Source organism: Azoarcus indigens, from assembly GCF_004361735.1.
Classification (GTDB): Bacteria; Pseudomonadota; Gammaproteobacteria; order Burkholderiales; family Rhodocyclaceae; genus Azoarcus; species Azoarcus indigens.
This window is the reverse complement of sequence record NZ_SNVV01000021.1, coordinates 47832-66733: the sequence shown is the minus strand read 5'-3', so window position 1 is coordinate 66733 and position 18902 is coordinate 47832. Positions and strand designations below refer to the sequence as shown.

Sequence of the window (18902 nt, the reverse complement as noted above, 5' to 3'; positions counted from 1 at the left end):
AAGCAAGAACAGAAAACAGCTAGTCCTGTATGGAGCGTTTTGATGACTGAATCGACCCCCGACCCGATCTCCTCCGCCCGCATGAAGCGGTTCGTGCGCCCGGCGAAGTGGGGAGTGGGCCTGGTGGCCGCGGTTGCGGTGCTCGGCTTCGGCGTGGTGCCCCCGGTGGCGCGCCACTACGCGGTGCAGATATTGAATGACAAGCTGGGGCGCGAGGTTTCCATAGAGCGCATCGGCTTCAACCCCTTCACGCTGACGGCCGAGGTGCATGGCGCCAAGGTGATGGAGGCCGATGGCGGCGGCGAGGCGCTGTCCCTGGACCTGCTGCGCGCCAACCTGGAACTGGAGTCCCTGCTGCGGGGCGGGCCGGTGCTGCATGAACTGGCGGTGCGCGGCCCCCGCCTGCACCTGGTGAACGAGGGCGAGGGCCGGACCAACTGGTCGGACGTCATCGAACGCCTGGCCACGCCGCCTGAGGAGGACAGCGGCGAGACGCGCTTCTCCATCGGCAATATCAGCGTCGATGGCGGCCGGATCGAGATCGACGACAAGACCAAGGGCCTGAAGCACGAGATCAGCGAACTGAACATCGGCGTGCCTTTCGTCTCCAACCTGCCGGTCAAGGTGGATGTCTTCGTCGAGCCCAAGCTCTCGGCCAAGATCAATGGCGACGACCTGGTGCTCACCGGCCGCAGCAAGCCCTTCAGCGAGACGCGGGAAACCGTGCTCGACATCGTCCTCAAGGACTTCGAGGTGTCGCGCTGGCTGGCTTACCTGCCGTTCGAACCCGGCTTCCTGATCCCCTCGGGCACGCTGACCACCAATCTGGAGGTCGGCTTCTCCCAGCCGGCGGATGGCCAGCCGGCGGTGACGCTGAAAGGCCAGGCGCAGCTGAACGGCCTGGTGGTGCAGGACAGGAAGGGCCAGCCCGCCGTTTCCATCGGCGAACTGGGGGTGGAGTTCGCCGACGTCCAGCCGCTGGCCAACCGCTGGCATTTCTCCCGCTTGTTGCTGCAGCAGCCGGAGATCGACGTGGTACGCCAGGCCGATGGTTCGCTGAACTTGATGGGCTTGCTGCCCAAGGCCGACAGGGGAGCGAAGGACGGTGGCCGCAAGCCGGCGGCCAAGCAGGCCCCGGCCCAGGCCGAAGCGGCCCCGGCGGCGGATACCCCGCCGCTCAGCTTCCTGCTGGCGCAGGCGCGCATCCGTGAAGGGGTGGTCCGTTTCACCGATGAAGGCTTCAAGAAACCCTTCCAGGCCAGGGTGGAAGCGATCAACCTGGATCTGCGCGACCTTGCCAACACCGGCGACATGCCGGCCGACATCCGGCTGGATTACCACACAGACGGCGGCGAGAAGTTCAGCCATCAGGACCAGCTGCGGCTGGCGCCGAATGTCGAGCTGGAGGGTTCGGTGCTGGTCGAGACCCTGCAGCCGGCACGCTACGCCGCCTACTTCGCTGATGCGCTGCCGGGCGGCGAACTGCGCGACGCCAAGCTGGACGCGGCGCTGCGTTATCACCTGAAGCTCGGCGGCAAGGAGCCGGAGATCAAGGTGAATGCCGAGACCGTGGCCCTGCGCGACTTCGTCCTGGCGCTGAAGGGCAGCAAGGACGCGGCGATCAAGGTGCCGGCGGTGAAGGTGGCTGACGCCGAGGTGGATGTGTCCGCGCGTACCACCAGGCTGGGCGAGCTTGGCATCTCCGGCGCTTCGGTGTCCGCCGTCCGCCTGGCCGATGGCAGCCTGGATCTCGAGCGCCTGGTGGGCAAGAGCAGCGGTGGCGCAAGTGGTCCGGCCTGGACCGCCAACATCGGCCGCTTCAGCCTGACTGGCAGCTCGCTGCGCCTGGAGGACCGCACTGCCGGCAAGCCGGTGGTAATGACCGCCGACGGGCTCAGTTTCAAGGCCGAGAATCTCTCCACCACCAAGGGCGCGGTGGCGAAGATCGACCTCGACAGCCGCATCAACAAGAACGGCAAGCTGGGCGTTGAAGGCTCCTTCGGGCTGGAGCCGCTGAAGGCGGACCTGAAGCTCAACCTCAGCAAGGTGGATCTGCTGCCGCTGCAGCCCTATGTACTGGAAGAGACCAAGATCGCCATCTCCCGCGGCAATCTCACCACCCAGGGCCGGCTGCAATTGGCGAGCGCGCGCGGCGGCGAGCTGGAGGCCCGCTTCCAGGGCGACCTCGGCGTGGCCGACTTCGCTTCGGTGGATCGCCTCAATGCCACCGACTTCGTGCGCTGGCGCATCCTCAACCTGTCCGCCATCGACTTCCGCTTGGCGCCGTTCTCGCTCGGCATCGGCGATGTGGCGCTGAACGACTTCTACACCCGGCTGATCCTGAACGAGCAGGGCCAGCTGAACCTGCGGGAGATCCGGCCGGGCGCCGAGGCGGACGCGCAGGTCCAGCAGGGGCCGCTACCGGCGGCTGAGCCGGCCAGTGGTCCGGTGGCCGCCGCACCCGGCAAGGGCACCGCCACGGCGGAAGTGCCGCCGCCGGCCGAGGTGCCGCCGCTCAAGGTGAACCGCATCCGCATCCGCGGCGGCAACATCGCCTTCAGCGACCGCTTCGTGCGGCCCAACTACGACGCCAACCTCACCGGCATGAGCGGGGAACTGACCGGGCTGTCGTCCGATCCTTCCACCATCGCCAAGCTGGACCTCAGCGGCAAGGTGGACAATGCCGCGCCGGTGTCGGTGAAGGGTGAGCTGAACCCCTTCCGCCAGGACCGCTACCTGGACATCGTGCTGGCGATGAAGGATTTCGAACTCACCGGCATCTCCAGCTACTCCGGCAAATACGTCGGCTACGGCATCCAGAGGGGCAAGCTGTCCGCCGACCTGAACTACAAGATCGAAGACCGCAAGCTGACGGCGACCAACCGCATCTTCGTCGATCAGCTCACATTCGGCGACAAGGTGGACAGCCCGGACGCGCTGAACCTGCCGGTGCAACTGGCGGTGTCGCTGCTGAAGAACGGCCGTGGCGAGATCGACCTCAACCTGCCGGTCAGCGGCACCCTGGACGACCCCCAGTTCTCGGTGTTCGGGCTGGTGATGCGGGCGCTGGTCAACCTGGTGGGCAAGGCGGTTACCGCGCCGTTCTCGCTGCTGGGTTCGATGTTCGGCGGCGAGGAGTTGTCCTATGTGGAGTTCGCGCCGGGCGCACGCAAACCGGGCGGCGAGGAGGCGGAGAAGCTGGCCAACCTCGCCAAGGCGCTGAAGGACAGGCCGGCGCTGCGCCTGGATGTAACCGGCAAGGCCGATACGGCGGCCGACCTGGATGGCCTGAAGCGCACGCTGATGGAGCGCCAGGTGAAGGCGGAGAAGCTGAAGGCCATGGTCAAGCGCGGCCAGGAGGCGCCCTCGCTGGACGACATCCAGCTCGATGCCAAGGAATACCCGGCGCTGCTGAAGGAGGTCTACGACCAAGGCAAGTTCGAGAAGCCGCGCAACTTCATCGGCCTCGCCAAGACGCTGCCGGTGGCGGAGATGGAAGCGCTGATCATGGCCAACACCAAGGTGAGCGAAGAGAATTTCCGCAGCCTGGCCCAGGCGCGTGCCCAGAACGTCAAGGAATGGCTGCTGGGTGAGGGCGGCGTTGCGCCCGAGCGGGTCTTCCTGCTGGCGCCCAAGGTCGAGGCGGCCGACGGCGGCAAGGGCAGGCAGGTACAGTTTTCGCTGCGCTGACCGGGTGGGCCGCGCTGCGGCCATTGCCATGGAGGGTAAGCAGATGAGCGGACGTTTGAGCAGTACCGAGCGGAACGAGGCGCTGGGCGCCTTGCCGGCCTGGACGCTGGATGAGGACCGGGAGGCGATCCGGCGCAAGTTCCAGTTCGCCGACTTCAACGCCGCCTTCGCCTTCATGGCCCGGGTGGCGCTGCAGGCGGAGAAGATGGACCACCATCCCGAATGGTCCAATGTTTACAACAAGGTGGAAATCCTGCTCTCCACCCATGACGCCGGCGGGCTCACCCAGAAGGACATCGCGCTGGCGCATTTCATCGACGCGGTGGCCGGCTGAAGGGAAGGGCCGGCGCAGGAAAGCAAAACGGGCGGAAATCTCCGCCCGTTTTGCTTTCCGGGAGCTGCCGGGCTCAGACCGCGGCGAGGGCCTGCTCCAGGTCGGCGCGGATATCGTCGATGTGCTCGATGCCGATGGACAGCCGCACCATGTCTTCGGATACGCCGGCGCGCTTCAGCTCGTCCGGCCCCAACTGGCGGTGGGTGGTGGAGGCCGGGTGGCAGGCGAGGGACTTGGCGTCGCCGATGTTCACCAGCCGTGTCACCAGCTTCAGCGCATCCTGGAAGCGGGCGCCGGCCTCGCGGCCGCCGCGCACGCCGAAGGAGAGGATGCCGGAGGCGCGCCCGCCCATGTACTTGCTTACCAGGCCGTGGTCGGCGTGGTCGGGCAGGCCGGCGTAATTCACCCATTCCACCTTTTCCTGCGCCCGCAGAAATTCCGCCACTTTCACCGTGTTCTCGCAGATGCGGTCCATGCGCAGGGCGATCGTCTCTATGCCTTGCAGGATGAGGAAGGCGTTGAAGGGGCTGAGCGCGGCGCCGGTGTTGCGCAGCGGCACCACCCGGGCGCGGCCGATGTAGGCCGCGGCACCCAGCGCCTCGGTATAGGTTACGCCGTGGTAGGAGACGTCCGGCTCGTTCAGCCGGCGGAAGCGGGTCTTGTGCTCGGCCCAGGGAAACTTGCCGGAATCGACGATGGCGCCGCCGATGGAGTTGCCGTGGCCGCCCAGGTACTTGGTCAGCGAATGGACGACGATGTCCGCGCCGTGCTCGAAGGGCCGGCACAGGTAAGGCGTGGGCACGGTGTTGTCCACGATCAGCGGAATGCCGTGGCGGTGAGCGATCTCGGCCAGGCGCTCGAAGTCGGTGATGTTGCCCAGCGGGTTGCCGACGGATTCGCAGAAGATCGCCTTGGTGCGTTCGTCGATCAGCTTGTCGAAGGCGGCCGGGTCACGATGATCGGCAAAGCGGACTTCGATGCCCAATTGGGGGAAAGTGTGGGCGAACAGGTTGTAGGTGCCGCCGTAGAGGGTGGCGGCGGAGACGATGTTGTCACCGGTTTCGGCGATGGTCTGGATGGCGTAAGTGATGGCCGCCATGCCGGAAGCCACGGCCAGCGAGGCGATGCCCCCCTCCAGCGCCGCGATGCGCTCCTCCAGCACCGCGGTGGTCGGATTCATGATCCGGGTGTAGATGTTGCCGGCCACCTTGAGGTCGAAAAGGTCTGCACCGTGCTGCGTGTCGTCGAACGCATAGGACGTTGTCTGGTAGATGGGAACGGCTACCGCTTTGGTCGTGGGGTCCGGGCTGTAGCCGCCATGCACGGCGAGGGTTTCGAGTTTCATGGTGTCTCCTCTAAGTGGAATGAGGCCGGAGTATAGCCAGACGCAGTTCGATTACGAAATCAGCAAAACTGCATAAGGCATTTCCGGGAAGTGATTGAAAGAATATGTATTTTTTTGTGCGCTGCAGATTGCCGCTTTTCTCCTGGCGGGGATAATGACGCCTTCCACACCCTTCGCCGGCCCCGCTTGGCGGAGATGACGTAGCAATATAAGAAGGAGGGCTCGGGATGGAGTCTGTCGAGCGTGTTTCTACTTGGCTTGAGTTTGCATTTGCGCCCCTGCGGCAGCAGGCGCGAGTGAGGTTGCACCCGGTGAGCGGCCAGCGCAATGGCTGCTTCGCGCTGTCGCTGGACAGCCGGTGGCTGCATGCCGGTGATGGCCGGCTGACGCTGTTCGAAGGGCTGGGTGCCGCGCTGCACTTCCTGAAGGTCACCCGGGTGAAGGATTTTGAGCCGGGAGAGCCGGTGCCGGATTCCCTGTGTCGGGACAGCAGCCAGTACTGCCTGTGCGTGGACCGCCAGAAGGGTCTGAAGAACTGCACGCGCAATTGCCCGGCGGCAGCCAGACTGGATTCCTGATCGTTCGCTGCAAGCCCATGCAAAGAGGCGGCGCCACCTGCGGGGGAGCGCCGCCTTGTTTTTTGGGAGGCCGGAACTGGCCGGGGTGTGACTAGTAGTTGGCCTCCGGCTGGGGGCGATGGATGAGGATTTCCCGATCCGGCCGGCCCACGTGGTAGCCCTGCGCGTAGTCGATGCCGAAGTCCTCCAGCAGTGCCAGCACTTCGGCCGATTCCACGAATTCCGCCACCACTTCGATCTTCAGCGCCCGCGCCAGCTCGGTGATGCTCTGGACGAAGATGCGGTCACGCTCGCTGTGGATCATGTTGGCGATGAAGTCGCCCTCGATCTTCAGGAAGTCGAAGGGAAAGCGGCGCAGGTAGTGGAAGGAGGAGAAGCCGGAACCGAAATCGTCGATGGCGAGGCGGAAGCCCTCCGAGCGGAGGTCGACGATGAAGCGCTCCAGCAGCGACAGGTTCTTCACCGTGTCGCGCTCGGTGATCTCGAACACGATGCGTTCCGGCGCGATGCCGGAATTGCGCACCACGGTGCGCAGCGTGCGGGCGAACTCGGCCAGCACCAGGGCGCGCGGCGACAGGTTGAAGAAGATGTAGCCGCTGTAGTCGCTCTGGCGCACCTTCTCCAGCGCGGCTTCGATGACGATGGCGTCCAGCCGATGGATCACGCCTATCTTCTCGGCAATCTCGATGAACTGGTCGGCGCGCATCAGCTGGCCGCCGACTTCCAGCCGCGACAGCACCTCCACGGCCGCGATGCCGCCGGACTGAACCGCCATGATGGGCTGGAAGAAGGGAATCACGCGGCGCTCGTTCACCGCCGCCAGCACCGCCATGCTCATCTCGGAGACGTCACGGAATACCGCCATCACATCCTCGGTGGTCGGCAGCACCACCCGTTCCTTACCCTCGTTCTTGGCGCGGTACATCATGTTGTCGGCGAACAGGAAGAGGTCTTTGGCCGAGGTTGCATGGTCGGGGAACACCGCCAGGCCGATGGAGACAGTGGCGCGTATCGCGTCGCCGTTGGGGGCGTCCACCGTCAGCTGGCGGGTGGTTTCCAGCACCCGGCGCGCCAGGGTGTATCCCTGTTCGAGCTGGGTCTCCGGCAGGATGACGACGAACTCGTCGCCACCGTAGCGTGCCAGCACATCGCCGCTGCGCAGGGCATCGCGGATGGCGGTGGCGAACTGCTGCAGGTAGTGGTCGCCGGTGGCATGGCCGTAGTGGTCGTTGATCAGCTTGAAGTTGTCGAGGTCGATCACCAGCAGGGTGGCGGCGCTGTCGTGGCGGCGGCAGCGGTCCACCTCGTAGCCCAGCAGCTCCCAGAACACCCGCTGGTTGTAGAGGTCGGTCAGCGGATCCCGGGTGGCGTAGTACTCCAGGTCGCGGGTGTACTTGTGGATGGCCTTGATGGAGCCCACCACGTTGAGCAGGGTGGAGAGGATGGAGTCGATCACCAGGTTGTGCGTCTGCTCCAACATGCCACCGGAATGAACGCCGATGCCGACGATGCTGCCGATCTTGGGGCGATCGACAAAGAAGGATTTCACCCTCAGCGTGAGATCGCTGCTGCTGATGGTGGGGGCGTTGTCTGCGGCGTCGGGGTAGTGGTGATGGATGTTCAGCGTGGCCGGTTCGCTGAAGCGGGTGTCGGCGCGGAGGGTCTCGTGCACCGTCTGCTCGATGTGCTTGCGGATGGCTTCGTCCGGCAGTGCGTGCCAGAAAATCTCGATGTCGAACAGCTCGTCGTCGATCTGGAACACCGAGAACAACACCCGGGCGTCGACGATGGCGTTGATCTCCTGCAGCAGCTTGCCGACGTAGGCGCGCCAGTCGCGTATCACTTCCGAGGTGATGACGAATTTCTCCAGCAGGCCGATCTCGAACAGCAGGATGTCCTTGTCCACCGCGATGGTGCGCAGGCGGGCGGCGAGGCCGGCGATGGCGTCGTGCATGCGCTCGATCTCGGTGAAGCTGTCCGGCCGCGCACGCGGCATCAGATGGCGCAGATCGGCCACCTTGTTGATGGATTCCAGGCTGCGCTCGACCTCGCTGACGCTGCCGGCAATCCTGCGGCTGACCCACCACACCGCCGCGCCCGCCAGCAGCAGGCCGAACAGCAGGCTGGGCACCGCGGTGGTGTAGAAGCCGAAGCGCACGTCCTGCAGTACCTTGGCATAGGGCTGGGTCACCTCGATGGCGCCGAGCACATCGCCGCTGCGGACATTGTCGTGGCAGGCGAGGCAGCGGGGTTCCGCCTTCAGCGCGTGCACGCTGCGGAACTCGCCTTCTTCCAGCTTATCGGTGGACTCGCCGTATTCGAGGGCGCGCCGCACGAGCTGGCCGGGCGCCGGCTGGGCGATGCTGCCGTAGCGCGCTTCCACCGCGGGCCCGCGGAAGATGGCGACCCGCAGGCCATTCCCGACACCATCGCCGTGCACGCCGGCAAGAAACTCTTCCGCCTGGGCGCGGCTCCAGCCCTGGCTCATGACGACGTACATGGCGGCGAAACTGAGGCGGGCGGCCTCGTTCGCCTGGCTGCGGGCGTGGGTGCTGAACGCGGAATCGAAGGCCTGGCCTATCGCCAACCAGCTGCCGCCAAGGAAAACGATGCCGACGGCGGCGGAGGTGGCAAGGATGAAGCCTCTGAGATTCATGCGCGCTATTCCGGTTTGGGTAGGCCGGAAGACTAGCGAGGGGGAGATGCTTCGCATTTGCGAAATATCAAAACCAGGCCGTCCTCAAAAGCCCTGTCGCACGCATTGCTGCGGGGCAAGGTAGCGCCGGTTTTCGGCCTTATGGTATTACCCCATCCCTGGCTCCGCCCGATCCATGCCGTCAGGCTAAAGGGGAATCGGACCGGATAGACCTAAGGCAAGGAATCACAGGAGAGCTGACATGGCAGCGGAGAATGGCAAGGCGGCGGAGCAGGCCGCAGGACAGGACAAGCAGGCGGGCACCGCGACCGCGAAGAAGCGGCCGGCCAGCCCCAGGCCTGCTGCGCCAAAGGCGGATGCGGCAGTGAAGGCGGCGGGCAAGCCGGCCACAGCAAAGGCGGCGGGCAAGCCGGCCACAGCGAAGGCGGGGGCGCCAGCGGCCAAGGCGGCGGATGCTGCGGTCCAGGGTGCAGGAACCAAGCCTGTGGAGGCCGGCCAGGTGAGGCCGCCGGCTGCGGCTCAGCCTGCCGCTGCAGTGGCGGTCAAAGCTGCGGGGACGAAGGCGGCGACCACAGCCGTGCCGGCCAAAGCCAGCCCGGCCAAGCCCGCCGCAGGCAAGCCTGCCACGGGCGGGCGTAGCGCAGCAAAACCGGCAGCCTCCAAGATGCCCGCGAGCAAGGCCACGCCCAAGCTCCCTTCCACGGCTGCCGCCACGCCGGCCGCGAAACCCAACTCCAAGACTTCATCCAAGCCCGCTGCCGGAGCCTCCTCCAAGCCGGCGCCCCGGGCGGCGAAGGCGCGGCCCAACGGCGCCGAGGGCAAGCCGGCGGTGAAACCCGCGGTTCAAGCCACGTCGACACCTGGATCCAAAACGGCTGCCCCGGTTGCCCCGGCGCCAGCCAAGGCAGCCTCCGGCAATGGCGCCAAGGCTGCCGCCGCCGTGGGCAAGCCGGTCACTGCGGCTGCCACCGCGGGCAAGGCTGCCGCAGTGAAGAAGCCCGCCGCTTCCACCAGCACGGCCAAGAAGGCATCTACGTCTGCAGGGGCCTCGGCGAAGAGCGGCAAGGTGGTCAAGACTGCAGGCGTTGCCAGGCCGCAGCCCGCCACCCCGGTCAAGGCGCAGGCCGCGGAGGCGGGCGTGGTCACAAAGGCCAAGCCGGCTGACAAGGCCAAGGCTGGCAAGGCGGGCAAGCGGGAGAAAGTGGTGCGGGATTCTTTCTCCCTGCCCAAGCATGAGCATGCGCAGCTCAAGCAGTTGCGGGCGGATCTGCTGAAGGCCGGCCGCGAGAGCACCAAGTCCGAATTGCTGCGCGCCGGCCTGAGCCTGCTGGCGACGCGCGGTAAGGGCGAACTGCTGGCGCTGCTGAATGCGCTGCCGGTGGTACCCAAGGGCAAGAGCAAGAAGTAGGCACCGCTGCAGCTGCGACAGCGGTCGCTTTCCCGGCCGCGGTCTGGGGCGACCACGGCCGGATTAAGTATCGCCGGCGGTGGTCGCCCTTTCCTTTGCAGGAAATCCCGCCGTAACCGGAAGCCGCGCCATCATGATTCGACTCAACCTGGCTTCGCTGACCAGACAGCCCTTGCTGGACGAGGATGGGGTGGCGATGCCGCCGGCTTACGGCGGCAGGGAGTCGGCGCATATCGTCGACGGCATGGAACTGCTCGACGCGCTGGAAGCGCCGGTGATGTTCACCGCCGACCCCGGAGCCCGCCTGCAGATGCTGCAACAGCATGAACACGCTCTGCAGAGCGTGCTGCCGCCGCTGCTGGACGCCGCGCGTGCCGGACCCGCGGCCTCGGTGCTGGCGGCACGCCATGCGGCGGTGCTGGCGCAGCAACTGCTGCTTTGCCTACACACCAGTTACAAGCGGGTGGCGGTGGACCTTGGCCGCGACGCGGGCCGCTTCTTCCGGCGCAGCCCGGTGCGCCAGGCGCTGGCGGGTGCGCTGCTCAGCGCCTGGCGCCTGCAGTGTGCCCATGCGCGCAGCTACAGCGCCCTGCCGGACGGCTTCTGGCGCGATTGCCACCAGCTTTTCGCCTGCATCGCCGAACAGGGGTGGGAGCGTTATCGCAAGCCGGATGGCGGCGGCAGCGACGGTGCTCGGCTGGGCGAGCTGTACCGTCGCATCCTGTTGCTGGGCATGAACGCGGCCAATCGGCTGGACCCGCAATGGATAGAGAACCTGATCGCGCTGGTGGAGCGCGAGGCGCCCGGCTTGCGCCTGCAGCGCATCCGCGATGTGCCGGACATTCCGGGTGCCTTCGTTTTCCGCGATGACGCCGATCTGCCGCCGCAGTTCGTGGATGAGCTGCCAGTCGGCGGCGCCGAGGCGAGCTGGTGGCTGGTGGATCTGGCACCGGTGAGCCGCGCCCTGAGCGCACGGATGGCGACGCTGCAGAACGGCGAGTTCGCCTCTCCCCAGGAGTTGCAGTTGCTGTTGCGCTTGCAGCGGGAATGGCTGAGTCCGCCGCGGCGGCGTCACCCGCGCCGGCGCCAGTTGCGCTTGATGCAAGTGGAGTTGAGGGTGGGCCTGGCGCATTGCTGGCGGGCACTGCAGGCAGAGGCGGGCGAGGCGTCGCTGGCCTTCCAGGGACTACCGCTGGAGCTGGAGGGCGCCGGAGAAGATGAAACGCCGGCGATGCTGCAGGTGTGCAACGAGAGCAGTTCCGGCGTGCAGCTGGAAGGCGAGGCGCCGCAGCAGCCGCTGCGCGCGGGCGAGCTGGTGATGCTGCGTGAGGCTGGCGGTGCCTGGCGGCCCGGGTTGGTGCGCTGGGTCGGCTTCTCCGGCGAGGGGCTGCAGCTGCGTTGCGGCGTCGAGTTCGTCGGCGCGCAGGCGGAGGCGGTGAGGGTGATGCCGGTGATCTCGCATCCCAACGGCCGCTACCAGATGGCGCTGCGCCTGCGCCGTGGCCGGGTACTGCTGATGCCGGGCCGCCATTTCCAGCCACAGCGCGAGTTCCTGCTGGCCGACGGCCAGCGGCTGGTAAGCGTGCGCGCCCTGCGCCTGCTTGCCCAGGCGGTGCATTACCAGGTTTTCATGATCAAGCAGGGTGATGAGTTGCCGCTGCCGGAGCCCGTGCCGCTGGCGGGGTGAGGCGGCTGAAGCGGCTCAATGGAAATCCCGGCTGCGGGTATCCAACTGGCCAAGCAGGGCGGAGTGGTCCACCACCCGGTTGGCGATCAGCTGCACGACCTGGCCCTGCTTGCTGATCTGGCCATAGACGCCGAGCAGGCGGGCGCCGAGGATTTCCCGCCGTTGGCGCTCGATGAGCTCGGGATGGACGATGACGTTGATCAAGCCGGTCTCGTCCTCCAGCGTCACGAACAAGGTGCCCTTGGCGGTTCCCGGCCGCTGGCGGCAGGTGACGATGCCGGCGCCGCGCGCCAGCATGCGGTCCGGGCTGCCGGCGATGTCGCTGGCGCTGAGGAAGCGCTGGCGGCGCAGTGTCTCCCGCAGCAGGGCCAGCGGATGGCGACCCAGGGTGAAACCGAGGCGGGCATAGTCGGCCAGCAGTTCCTCCGCTTCCGTAGGTGCTGCCAGCGGGGTCTGGATCTCGCGGCCGGGCGCCTGCGCCAGCAGGCCGGGCAGCGGGGCGCTGCCGGCAGCCTGCCACAAGGCCTGGCGGCGATGGCCGGCCAGGGCGGCGAAGGCGCCGCCGGCAGCGAGATGGCGCAGCTCCAGCGCCGTCAGCCGGGCGCGGATGGCGAGATCGTCCACCGAACTCGGTACGGCCTGGCGGCGGGCGGCGGCGATGCGCTGGCCGGCCTCCTCGCCGAGGCCGCGTATCTGCCGCAGGCCGAGGCGCACCGCTGGTTTGGCGGGTGCCGGCGCGGGCAGGGCTTCCAGCGTGGAGTCCCAGTCGCTGATGCGGACGTCCGGCGGCAGCACCTCGACGCCGTGGCGGCGGGCGTCCTGTATCAGCTGCGAGGGCGAGTAGAAGCCCATCGGCTGGCTGTTGAGCAGGCCACAGAGGAAGGCGGCCGGGTGGAAGCATTTCAGCCAAGCGGAGAAATAGACCAGGATGGCGAAGCTGGTGGCATGGGATTCGGGAAAACCGTAGCTGCCGAAGCCCTGGATCTGCTGGCACAGGCGGGTGGCAAATTCTTCTGAATAGCCGTTCCTGGCCATGCCTTGCATGAGTTTGATTTCATAGCGCTTCAGGTCGCCCTTGCGGCGCCATGCGGCCATGGAGCGACGCAGGTCGTCCGCCTCGCCGCCGGTGAAATCGCCAGCCACCATCGCCAGCTGCATGACCTGCTCCTGGAAAATGGGCACCCCATGGGTGCGTTCCAGCACTGGGCGGATCTTCTCCTTCAGATCGGCCAGCGGGTCTTCTCCACGCCTGATCCGGGCCCGCGCTTCCAGATAGGGATGGACCATGCCGCCCTGGATGGGGCCGGGCCGGACGATGGCGACTTCCACCACCAGGTCGTAGAACGCCCGCGGCAGCAGGCGCGGCAGCATGGTCATCTGGGCGCGGGACTCGACCTGGAAGACGCCGATGGCGTCGGCCTTGCAAAGCATGTCGTAGACCGCCTTTTCCTCTTTCGGAATGTCCGCCAGCGTCAGCCGCCGGCCTTCCCAGGCACCCACCAGTTCCAGGCTGCGGCGCAGCGCGGTGAGCATGCCCAGCGCCAGCACGTCCACCTTGAGCAGGCCCAGGGTGTCGAGGTCGTCCTTGTCCCACTGGATCACCGTGCGGTCGGCCATGGCGGCGTTCTCGATCGGCACCAGTTCGTCCAGCCGGCCACGGGCGATGACGAAGCCGCCCACATGCTGGGAGAGATGGCGGGGGAAGCCGATCAGCTCGGTGGTGAGCGCCGCCAGCCTGTGCACCATGGGGCTGTCCGGGTCCAGGCCGGCGTCGCGCAGGCGCTCCGCCTGGATCTCGCTGCCGTCGAACCAGAAATGGTCGCGGCACAGGCGCTCGATCTGCGCCTCGCCGAAGCCCAGCGCGCGGCCGACGTCGCGCAGCGCACTGCGGGCGCGGTAGCTGATCACGGTGGCGGCCAGCGCGGCGCGTTCGCGGCCGTACTTGCGGTAGATGTACTGGATGACCTCTTCGCGGCGGTCGTGTTCGAAATCGACGTCGATGTCCGGCGGTTCGTTGCGCTCGCGCGAGATGAAGCGCTCCAGCACCAGGTTGCCGGTTTCCGGCGATACCTCGGTGACGCCCAGGGCCCAGCACACCACCGAATTCGCCGCCGAGCCGCGCCCCTGGCACAGGATGCCCTGGCTGCGGGCGTAGCGGACGATGTCATGCACCGTGAGGAAGTAGGCCTCGTAGCCCAGCTCCCGGATCAGCGCCAGCTCCTGTTCCACCTGCTGGCGGACGCCTGGCGGCGCGGGGTCGGCCCCGGCCAGTGGCGGGCTGGGCATGCCCGGCGGGATGGGGGAGGCGACCGCCGAGCGCTCGCCCATGGAAGGATCGAGATAGCGCCACGCCAGCCCGCCCTCGACCAGCCGGCGCAGCCAGGAGGCGGCACTTTCCCCGGGTGGTACCAGCTCCTCCGGATACTCGTAGCGCAGCTCGGTCAGGCTGAAGCGGCAGCGCCCGGCGATGGCCAGCGTTTCCGCCAGCAGGGCGGCGGGATAGCGTTGCGCCAGTGCCGCCCGCTCATGCAGGCGGCGTTCGCCATTGGCGGCGAGTCGGTAGCCGGCCTCGGCCACCGGGATGTGCAGGCGGATGGCGGCGAGCACATCCGCCAGCGGCCGGCGGGCGGCCTCGTGCATCAGCGCGCCGGTGGCAGCGACCGCCGGGACGCCGGCCTGCGCCGCAACCGCCTGCAGCAGCGCCAGCCGGGGCCGCTCATGCCCGTCCAGCGGCAGGTCCACCGCCAGCCAGCTGGCATCGGGGAAACGGTTGCGCGTCCACCGGCAGGCTTCCACCAGCTGCCCGGCGTCCGGCACGCCCGCTGGCGCCAGTACCAGCGCGAGGCAGCCGGGCAGGCCGGGGGCGAGGTCTTCCCGGCGCAGGCTGTAGCTGCCTTTCTCCGCCGCCCGCCGGCCGCGGCTGATCAGGCGGGAGAGGGCGCCATAGCCCTGGCGGTCGGTGGCCAGCAGTACCAGGCGAGGGCCGTCTTCCAGCGCGATCTCGCTGCCGACGATGAGTTGCAACGGCAACTGCTTGCTGTCGATCTCCCGGTAGGCCCGTACCACGCCGGCCAGCGAGCACTCGTCGGTGATCGCCAGCGCCCGGTAGCCGTAGGCGGCCGCCTGCTGTGCCAGCTCCTCCGGATGGGAGGCGCCGCGCTGGAAGCTGAAGTTGGAGAGGCAGTGGAGTTCGGCGTAATCGACCATGGCGGCAATGACTGTATACTCATACAGATGTTGCCGCCACAGCCGGCTAGGGTGTGAAAGGGCGGTGGAAGTTGTCCCCGCCCACCGTGGGTGAGGCTGTGGAAAACCTGTGGCGAGGCGATTCAAGGCGCTGTTTATAAAGGTTTCCGTGCCGCTGCCTAAAAAACGGGCACGGCCTGGAAAGACTTCTCCGCAGGCGAAGTGCGCTGCGATGTACCCGGTTTTCCCCAGCCGCCGTGGATGGCCCTGTGGATAAGGTGTGGGGGAAGCGGCTATTGCCTTGAGCGCAAAGGCGGGGTGCGGGTTGCCCGAAAATCGGGCAGCGGGTTTGAGGCGGCGGCTGCGGAGCGCCTAGAATCGCGGTCTTTGCCCACAGGTCCTGGTCCATGAGCGCTGCCGCCCCGATTCGCTACGTCATCCGTCCGGCCCGCCCCGAGGCCCATCTGTTCGAAGTGAGCTGCGCGGTGGCGCAGCCGGACCCCGCCGGCCAGCGCTTCAGCCTGCCGGCCTGGATTCCGGGCAGCTACATGATCCGCGAGTTCGCCCGCAACATCGTCAGCCTGCGCGCCGAGGCCGGCGGCAAGGCGGTGAAGCTGGAAAAGCTGGACAAGCACAGCTGGCGTGCGGCCCCGGTAGCCGCCGGCAAGACGCTGACGCTGCACTACGAGGTCTATGCCTGGGATCTCTCGGTGCGCGCCGCCCACCTCGACCAGACCCACGGTTTCTTCAACGGCACCAGCGTCTTTCTGGCGGTGGAAGGACAACTGGCCTCGCCCTGCCTGGTGGACATCCAGCCGCCGCCGGCCACCGCCGCCAAGGGCTGGAAGGTGGCGACCGCGCTGCCGCGTGCCGCCGGCGAGCGCGGCGCGGCCAAGGCCTATGGCTTCGGCCTCTACCGCGCGGCGAACTACGACGAGCTGATCGACCACCCGGTGGAGATGGGCCGTTATACCCTGGCCCACTTCGAGGCCGGCGGCGTGCGCCACGACATCGTGCTCACCGGCCGTCACGACTGCGACACCGCCCGCCTGGCCAAAGACCTGGAGCGCGTCTGCAACTGGCAGATCGAACTCTTCGGCGCGCCGGCGCCGATGGACTACTACGCCTTCCTCACCCTCATCGTCGGCGACGGCTACGGCGGCCTGGAGCACCGCGCCTCCACCGCGCTGATTGCCAGCCGGGGCGATCTGCCCTGGCCCGGCATGAAGGGCCTGCCGGACGGCTACAAGACCTTCCTCGGCCTGTGCAGCCATGAGTACTTCCACACCTGGAATGTGAAGCGAATCAAGCCTGCCGCCTTCACCCCCTACGATCTCTCGCAGGAGAACTACACCCGCCTGCTGTGGGCCTTCGAGGGCTTCACCTCCTATTACGACGACCTCGCCCTGGTGCGCAGCGGCGTGCTGCCGGCGGAGGACTACCTCGGCCTGCTGGGCAAGACGGTGTCCGCCGTGCTGCGCGGCCCTGGCCGCCTGAAGCAGAGCGTGGCCGAATCCTCCTTCGACGCCTGGACCAAGTATTACCGCCAGGACGAGAACGCCCCCAACGCCATCGTCAGCTACTACGCCAAGGGCTCGCTGATCGCGCTGGCGCTGGACCTGCAGTTGCGCGAGGCCAGCACCGGCAAGCGCAGCCTGGACGACGTGATGCGCTTGCTGTGGCGGCGCCACGGTCAGACCGGGCAGGGCGTGGCCGAGGACGGCATCTACGCCGCGGTCGCCGAAATCGGCGGCGATGCGCTGGCCGCCTGGCTGCGCAAGACGGTGGAAGGCACCGACGACCTGCCGCTGGCCCGTCTGCTGAAAGGCTTCGGCGTGGGCTACAAGGGCGAGGCCGCCGCCGCGCCGGTGCTGGGCGCCAAGCTGGCCGGCAGCGGCGAGGTGAAGCTGGCGAACGTTTACGACGGCGGCGCGGCCCAGGCGGCCGGGCTGTCGGCGGGTGACGTGCTGGTCGCGGTGGATGGCCTGAAGGCCGGCAGCGTGGCGGCGGTGGAGGCCATGCTGGCCCGCCGCCAGCCGGGCGAGCGCATCGAGCTCCACGCCTTCCGCCGCGACGAGCTGATGCGCTTCGAGCTGACGCTGGCCGCCGCGCCGGCCGAGAGCATCAAGCTCACCCTCGCGGACAAGCCCACGCCAGCGGCGCGGCGCCTGCGCAAGGGCTGGCTGGGCGCGTGACGCCGCGCCCGGCCACGCAACTGTTTCCTCTTTCGATACCCAGGAGCTTCCCGATGAGCGACATCCGCATCTACCACAACCCCCGCTGCGGCAAGAGCCGCTCCGCCTGCGCGCTGCTGGCGGAGAAGGGCGTCACGCCCGAAGTCATCGAGTACCTGAAGACGCCGCCGAGCAAGGACGAGCTGCGCGGCCTGCTGGCCAAGCTGGGCATGAAGCCGGAGGCGCTGCTGCGCAAGGGCGAGGCGGTGTTCAAGGAGCACTACGCCGGCAAGCAGCTGGACGACGAAGGCTGGCTGGACGCGATGGTCGCCCACCCCATCCTGATCGAGCGCCCCATCATCGTCCGGGGCGACAAGGCGGTGGTCGGCCGGCCACCGGAGCGGGTGAACGAGCTGTTCTGAGATTCGAGCTGGCCAGCGCCCGCTGCCTGCGGCGGGCTACCGGGCATTCAGGCCGCGGCGCGGCCCAGCCGGCGGGTTACCTGCCGCAGCAAGGCGCCGAACAACAGGGAGGCAAGCAGGGTCGCCAGCACGCCGGCCTCCCAGAAGCCGGCCACGCTGGGCGCTGCCACCCGCCAGGGCGCGTGGAAGCTCAGCCAGTAGCCGCAGCCCAGGCCCACGCCCCAGAAGCACAGCGTGTGCAGCAGCATGGGGGCGAAGGTGATCTTGTAGCCGCGCAGGGCGTGGGAAGCCACCGTCTGCACCGCGTCGAAGAGCTGATAGACGCAGATGAACACGATCAAGCCCAGCGCCACCGCCCGCACGCCCTCGTCCGCCGACGACAGCGCGATCACCGGTTGCCGCGCCAGCCACAGCAGCAGGCCGATGCCGCCTGCCAGGCCGGCGGTGATCAGCAGCGCCACCCGTATCGTCGCCCGCGCCCGGGCCCAGTCGCCGGCGCCCGCCGCCTGGCCCACCAGCACCAGCGTGGCGATCGACATCGACAGCGGCAGCATGTAGATCAGCGCCGCCAGGTTGGCGACGATGCGGTGCCCGGCCACCGCCTGCGCGCCCAGGCGGGCGACGAAGAGCGCGATCAGGGTGAAGGAGGTGATCTCGATGAAGGTGGAGAAGCCCATCGGCACGCCCAGCCGCAGCAGTGCCCCCAGCGCCTGCAGCCGCGGCGGCTGCCAGGCGGTGAAGATGCGGTAGCGCTGGTAGGCCGGGTTGCGGACGAGGTAGGCGAGGCCGCACAGCAGCGCCAGCCAGCAGACGATGGCGGTGGACAGCCCGCAGCCGGCGCCGCCCAGCGGTGCGAAACCGAGGTGGCCGTGGGTCAGCGCCCAGGCCAGCGGCACATGGATGGTGGTGGTGACGAAGCTGATCGTCATCAGCACCCGCGGCCGGCCCACCGCGTTGTTGAAGGCGTAGAAGGTGCGGTAGAGCAGCACCGCCGGCAGACCGATGGCAGTCGCCATCATGTAATCGGCCGCCTTTTCCGCCACCTCCGCCGGCACCCGCGCGAGTTCCAGCAGCATGCCGGGCTGCGCCAGCATCAGCGTGCCGGGCAGGGCCAGCATGGCGGCCAGCCAGAAGCCTTGCTGCAGCGTCGGCCCGATCTCCGCCATGCGGCCGGCGCCGTAATGGTGGGCGATGGTGGGCGCCACCGCCTGCAGGATGCCGACCAGCAGCATCACCACCGAGACATAGAGCCCGCCGCCTACTGCCACCGCCGCCAGGTCGGCGGTGCCGTAGGCGCCGGCGATCAGCGTGTCCGCCACCATCATGCCGATGGAGAGCACCTGGGCGACCAGCACCGGCCAGGCGTGATGGAACAGCCGCCGGGCGACGGTGGAGAAGGACTCGGGAGCGGACATCGGGGAA

Annotated in this window: 11 protein-coding genes; 7 read left to right on the top strand and 4 right to left on the bottom strand. The window is 67.9% G+C overall.

Annotated elements, in window-relative coordinates:
• The first annotated feature begins 42 nt into the window (after window positions 1–42).
• Both C7389_RS19470 and C7389_RS19465 read left to right on the top strand, forming a co-directional pair.
• Window positions 43–3690 (top strand): DUF748 domain-containing protein, encoded by a 3648-nt coding sequence (locus tag C7389_RS19470; protein WP_133594324.1) that lies wholly within the window; start codon window positions 43–45, stop codon window positions 3688–3690.
• Between the two features lie 28 nt (window positions 3691–3718).
• Window positions 3719–4024, top strand: a complete 306-nt coding sequence (locus C7389_RS19465) for a 4a-hydroxytetrahydrobiopterin dehydratase (protein ID WP_281275400.1) — start codon at window positions 3719–3721, stop codon at window positions 4022–4024.
• A gap of 73 nt (window positions 4025–4097) precedes the next feature.
• Here the strand turns inward: C7389_RS19465 and C7389_RS19460 are convergent, their stop codons facing one another.
• Entirely contained in the window at window positions 4098–5369 is a 1272-nt protein-coding gene (locus C7389_RS19460; RefSeq protein WP_133594322.1) for a bifunctional O-acetylhomoserine aminocarboxypropyltransferase/cysteine synthase, read from the bottom strand.
• Window positions 5370–5665: 296 nt separating this feature from the next.
• On the opposite strand from C7389_RS19460, the gene C7389_RS19455 reads away from it, so the two are divergent.
• Window positions 5666–5947: a hypothetical protein gene (locus tag C7389_RS19455; protein WP_133594321.1), complete on the top strand. Its 282-nt coding sequence runs from the start codon at window positions 5666–5668 to the stop codon at window positions 5945–5947.
• Between the two features lie 91 nt (window positions 5948–6038).
• Here C7389_RS19455 and C7389_RS19450 read toward each other — a convergent pair whose 3' ends face one another.
• On the bottom strand, window positions 6039–8603 hold the full coding sequence (locus tag C7389_RS19450) for an EAL domain-containing protein (protein ID WP_133594320.1): 2565 nt from the start codon (window positions 8601–8603) through the stop codon (window positions 6039–6041).
• A gap of 988 nt (window positions 8604–9591) precedes the next feature.
• Here C7389_RS19450 and C7389_RS19445 point away from each other — a divergent pair.
• A complete protein-coding gene (locus tag C7389_RS19445; RefSeq protein ID WP_133594319.1) occupies window positions 9592–10011 on the top strand; it encodes a hypothetical protein in 420 nt (139 codons plus the stop codon).
• A 133-nt stretch (window positions 10012–10144) separates the two neighbouring features.
• A complete protein-coding gene (locus C7389_RS19440) occupies window positions 10145–11698 on the top strand; it encodes a hypothetical protein (RefSeq protein WP_133594318.1) in 1554 nt (517 codons plus the stop codon).
• A 15-nt stretch (window positions 11699–11713) separates the two neighbouring features.
• Here C7389_RS19440 and C7389_RS19435 read toward each other — a convergent pair whose 3' ends face one another.
• Window positions 11714–14905, bottom strand: coding sequence for an error-prone DNA polymerase (locus tag C7389_RS19435; RefSeq protein ID WP_133594317.1), 3192 nt, complete (start codon window positions 14903–14905; stop codon window positions 11714–11716).
• A 386-nt stretch (window positions 14906–15291) separates the two neighbouring features.
• Here C7389_RS19435 and C7389_RS19430 point away from each other — a divergent pair, with 386 nt between their 5' ends.
• Together C7389_RS19430 and arsC are read left to right on the top strand one after the other, a co-directional pair.
• Complete coding sequence (locus C7389_RS19430; RefSeq protein WP_133594316.1) at window positions 15292–17079, top strand: M61 family metallopeptidase; 1788 nt, start codon at window positions 15292–15294, stop codon at window positions 17077–17079.
• A 53-nt stretch (window positions 17080–17132) separates the two neighbouring features.
• Window positions 17133–17480 (top strand): arsenate reductase (glutaredoxin), encoded by a 348-nt coding sequence (gene arsC / locus C7389_RS19425; RefSeq protein WP_133594315.1) that lies wholly within the window; start codon window positions 17133–17135, stop codon window positions 17478–17480.
• 47 nt (window positions 17481–17527) lie between these two features.
• On the opposite strand, the gene C7389_RS19420 is transcribed toward arsC, so the two are convergent.
• Window positions 17528–18895 (bottom strand): MATE family efflux transporter, encoded by a 1368-nt coding sequence (locus C7389_RS19420; RefSeq protein WP_133594314.1) that lies wholly within the window; start codon window positions 18893–18895, stop codon window positions 17528–17530.
• Window positions 18896–18902 lie beyond the last annotated feature (7 nt).

Bases quoted from the DNA above. Each gene is read 5' to 3' on its own strand.
- C7389_RS19460 (WP_133594322.1), bottom strand. From the start codon at position 5,369: ATGAAACTCGAAACCCTCGCCGTGCATGGCGGCTACAGCCCGGACCCC.
- C7389_RS19430 (WP_133594316.1), top strand. From the start codon at position 15,292: ATGAGCGCTGCCGCCCCGATTCGCTACGTCATCCGTCCGGCCCGCCCC.
- arsC (WP_133594315.1), top strand. From the start codon at position 17,133: ATGAGCGACATCCGCATCTACCACAACCCCCGCTGCGGCAAGAGCCGC.
- C7389_RS19470 (WP_133594324.1), top strand. From the start codon at position 43: ATGACTGAATCGACCCCCGACCCGATCTCCTCCGCCCGCATGAAGCGG.
- C7389_RS19420 (WP_133594314.1), bottom strand. From the start codon at position 18,895: ATGTCCGCTCCCGAGTCCTTCTCCACCGTCGCCCGGCGGCTGTTCCAT.
- C7389_RS19435 (WP_133594317.1), bottom strand. From the start codon at position 14,905: ATGGTCGATTACGCCGAACTCCACTGCCTCTCCAACTTCAGCTTCCAG.
- C7389_RS19440 (WP_133594318.1), top strand. From the start codon at position 10,145: ATGATTCGACTCAACCTGGCTTCGCTGACCAGACAGCCCTTGCTGGAC.
- C7389_RS19465 (WP_281275400.1), top strand. From the start codon at position 3,719: ATGGAGGGTAAGCAGATGAGCGGACGTTTGAGCAGTACCGAGCGGAAC.
- C7389_RS19450 (WP_133594320.1), bottom strand. From the start codon at position 8,603: ATGAATCTCAGAGGCTTCATCCTTGCCACCTCCGCCGCCGTCGGCATC.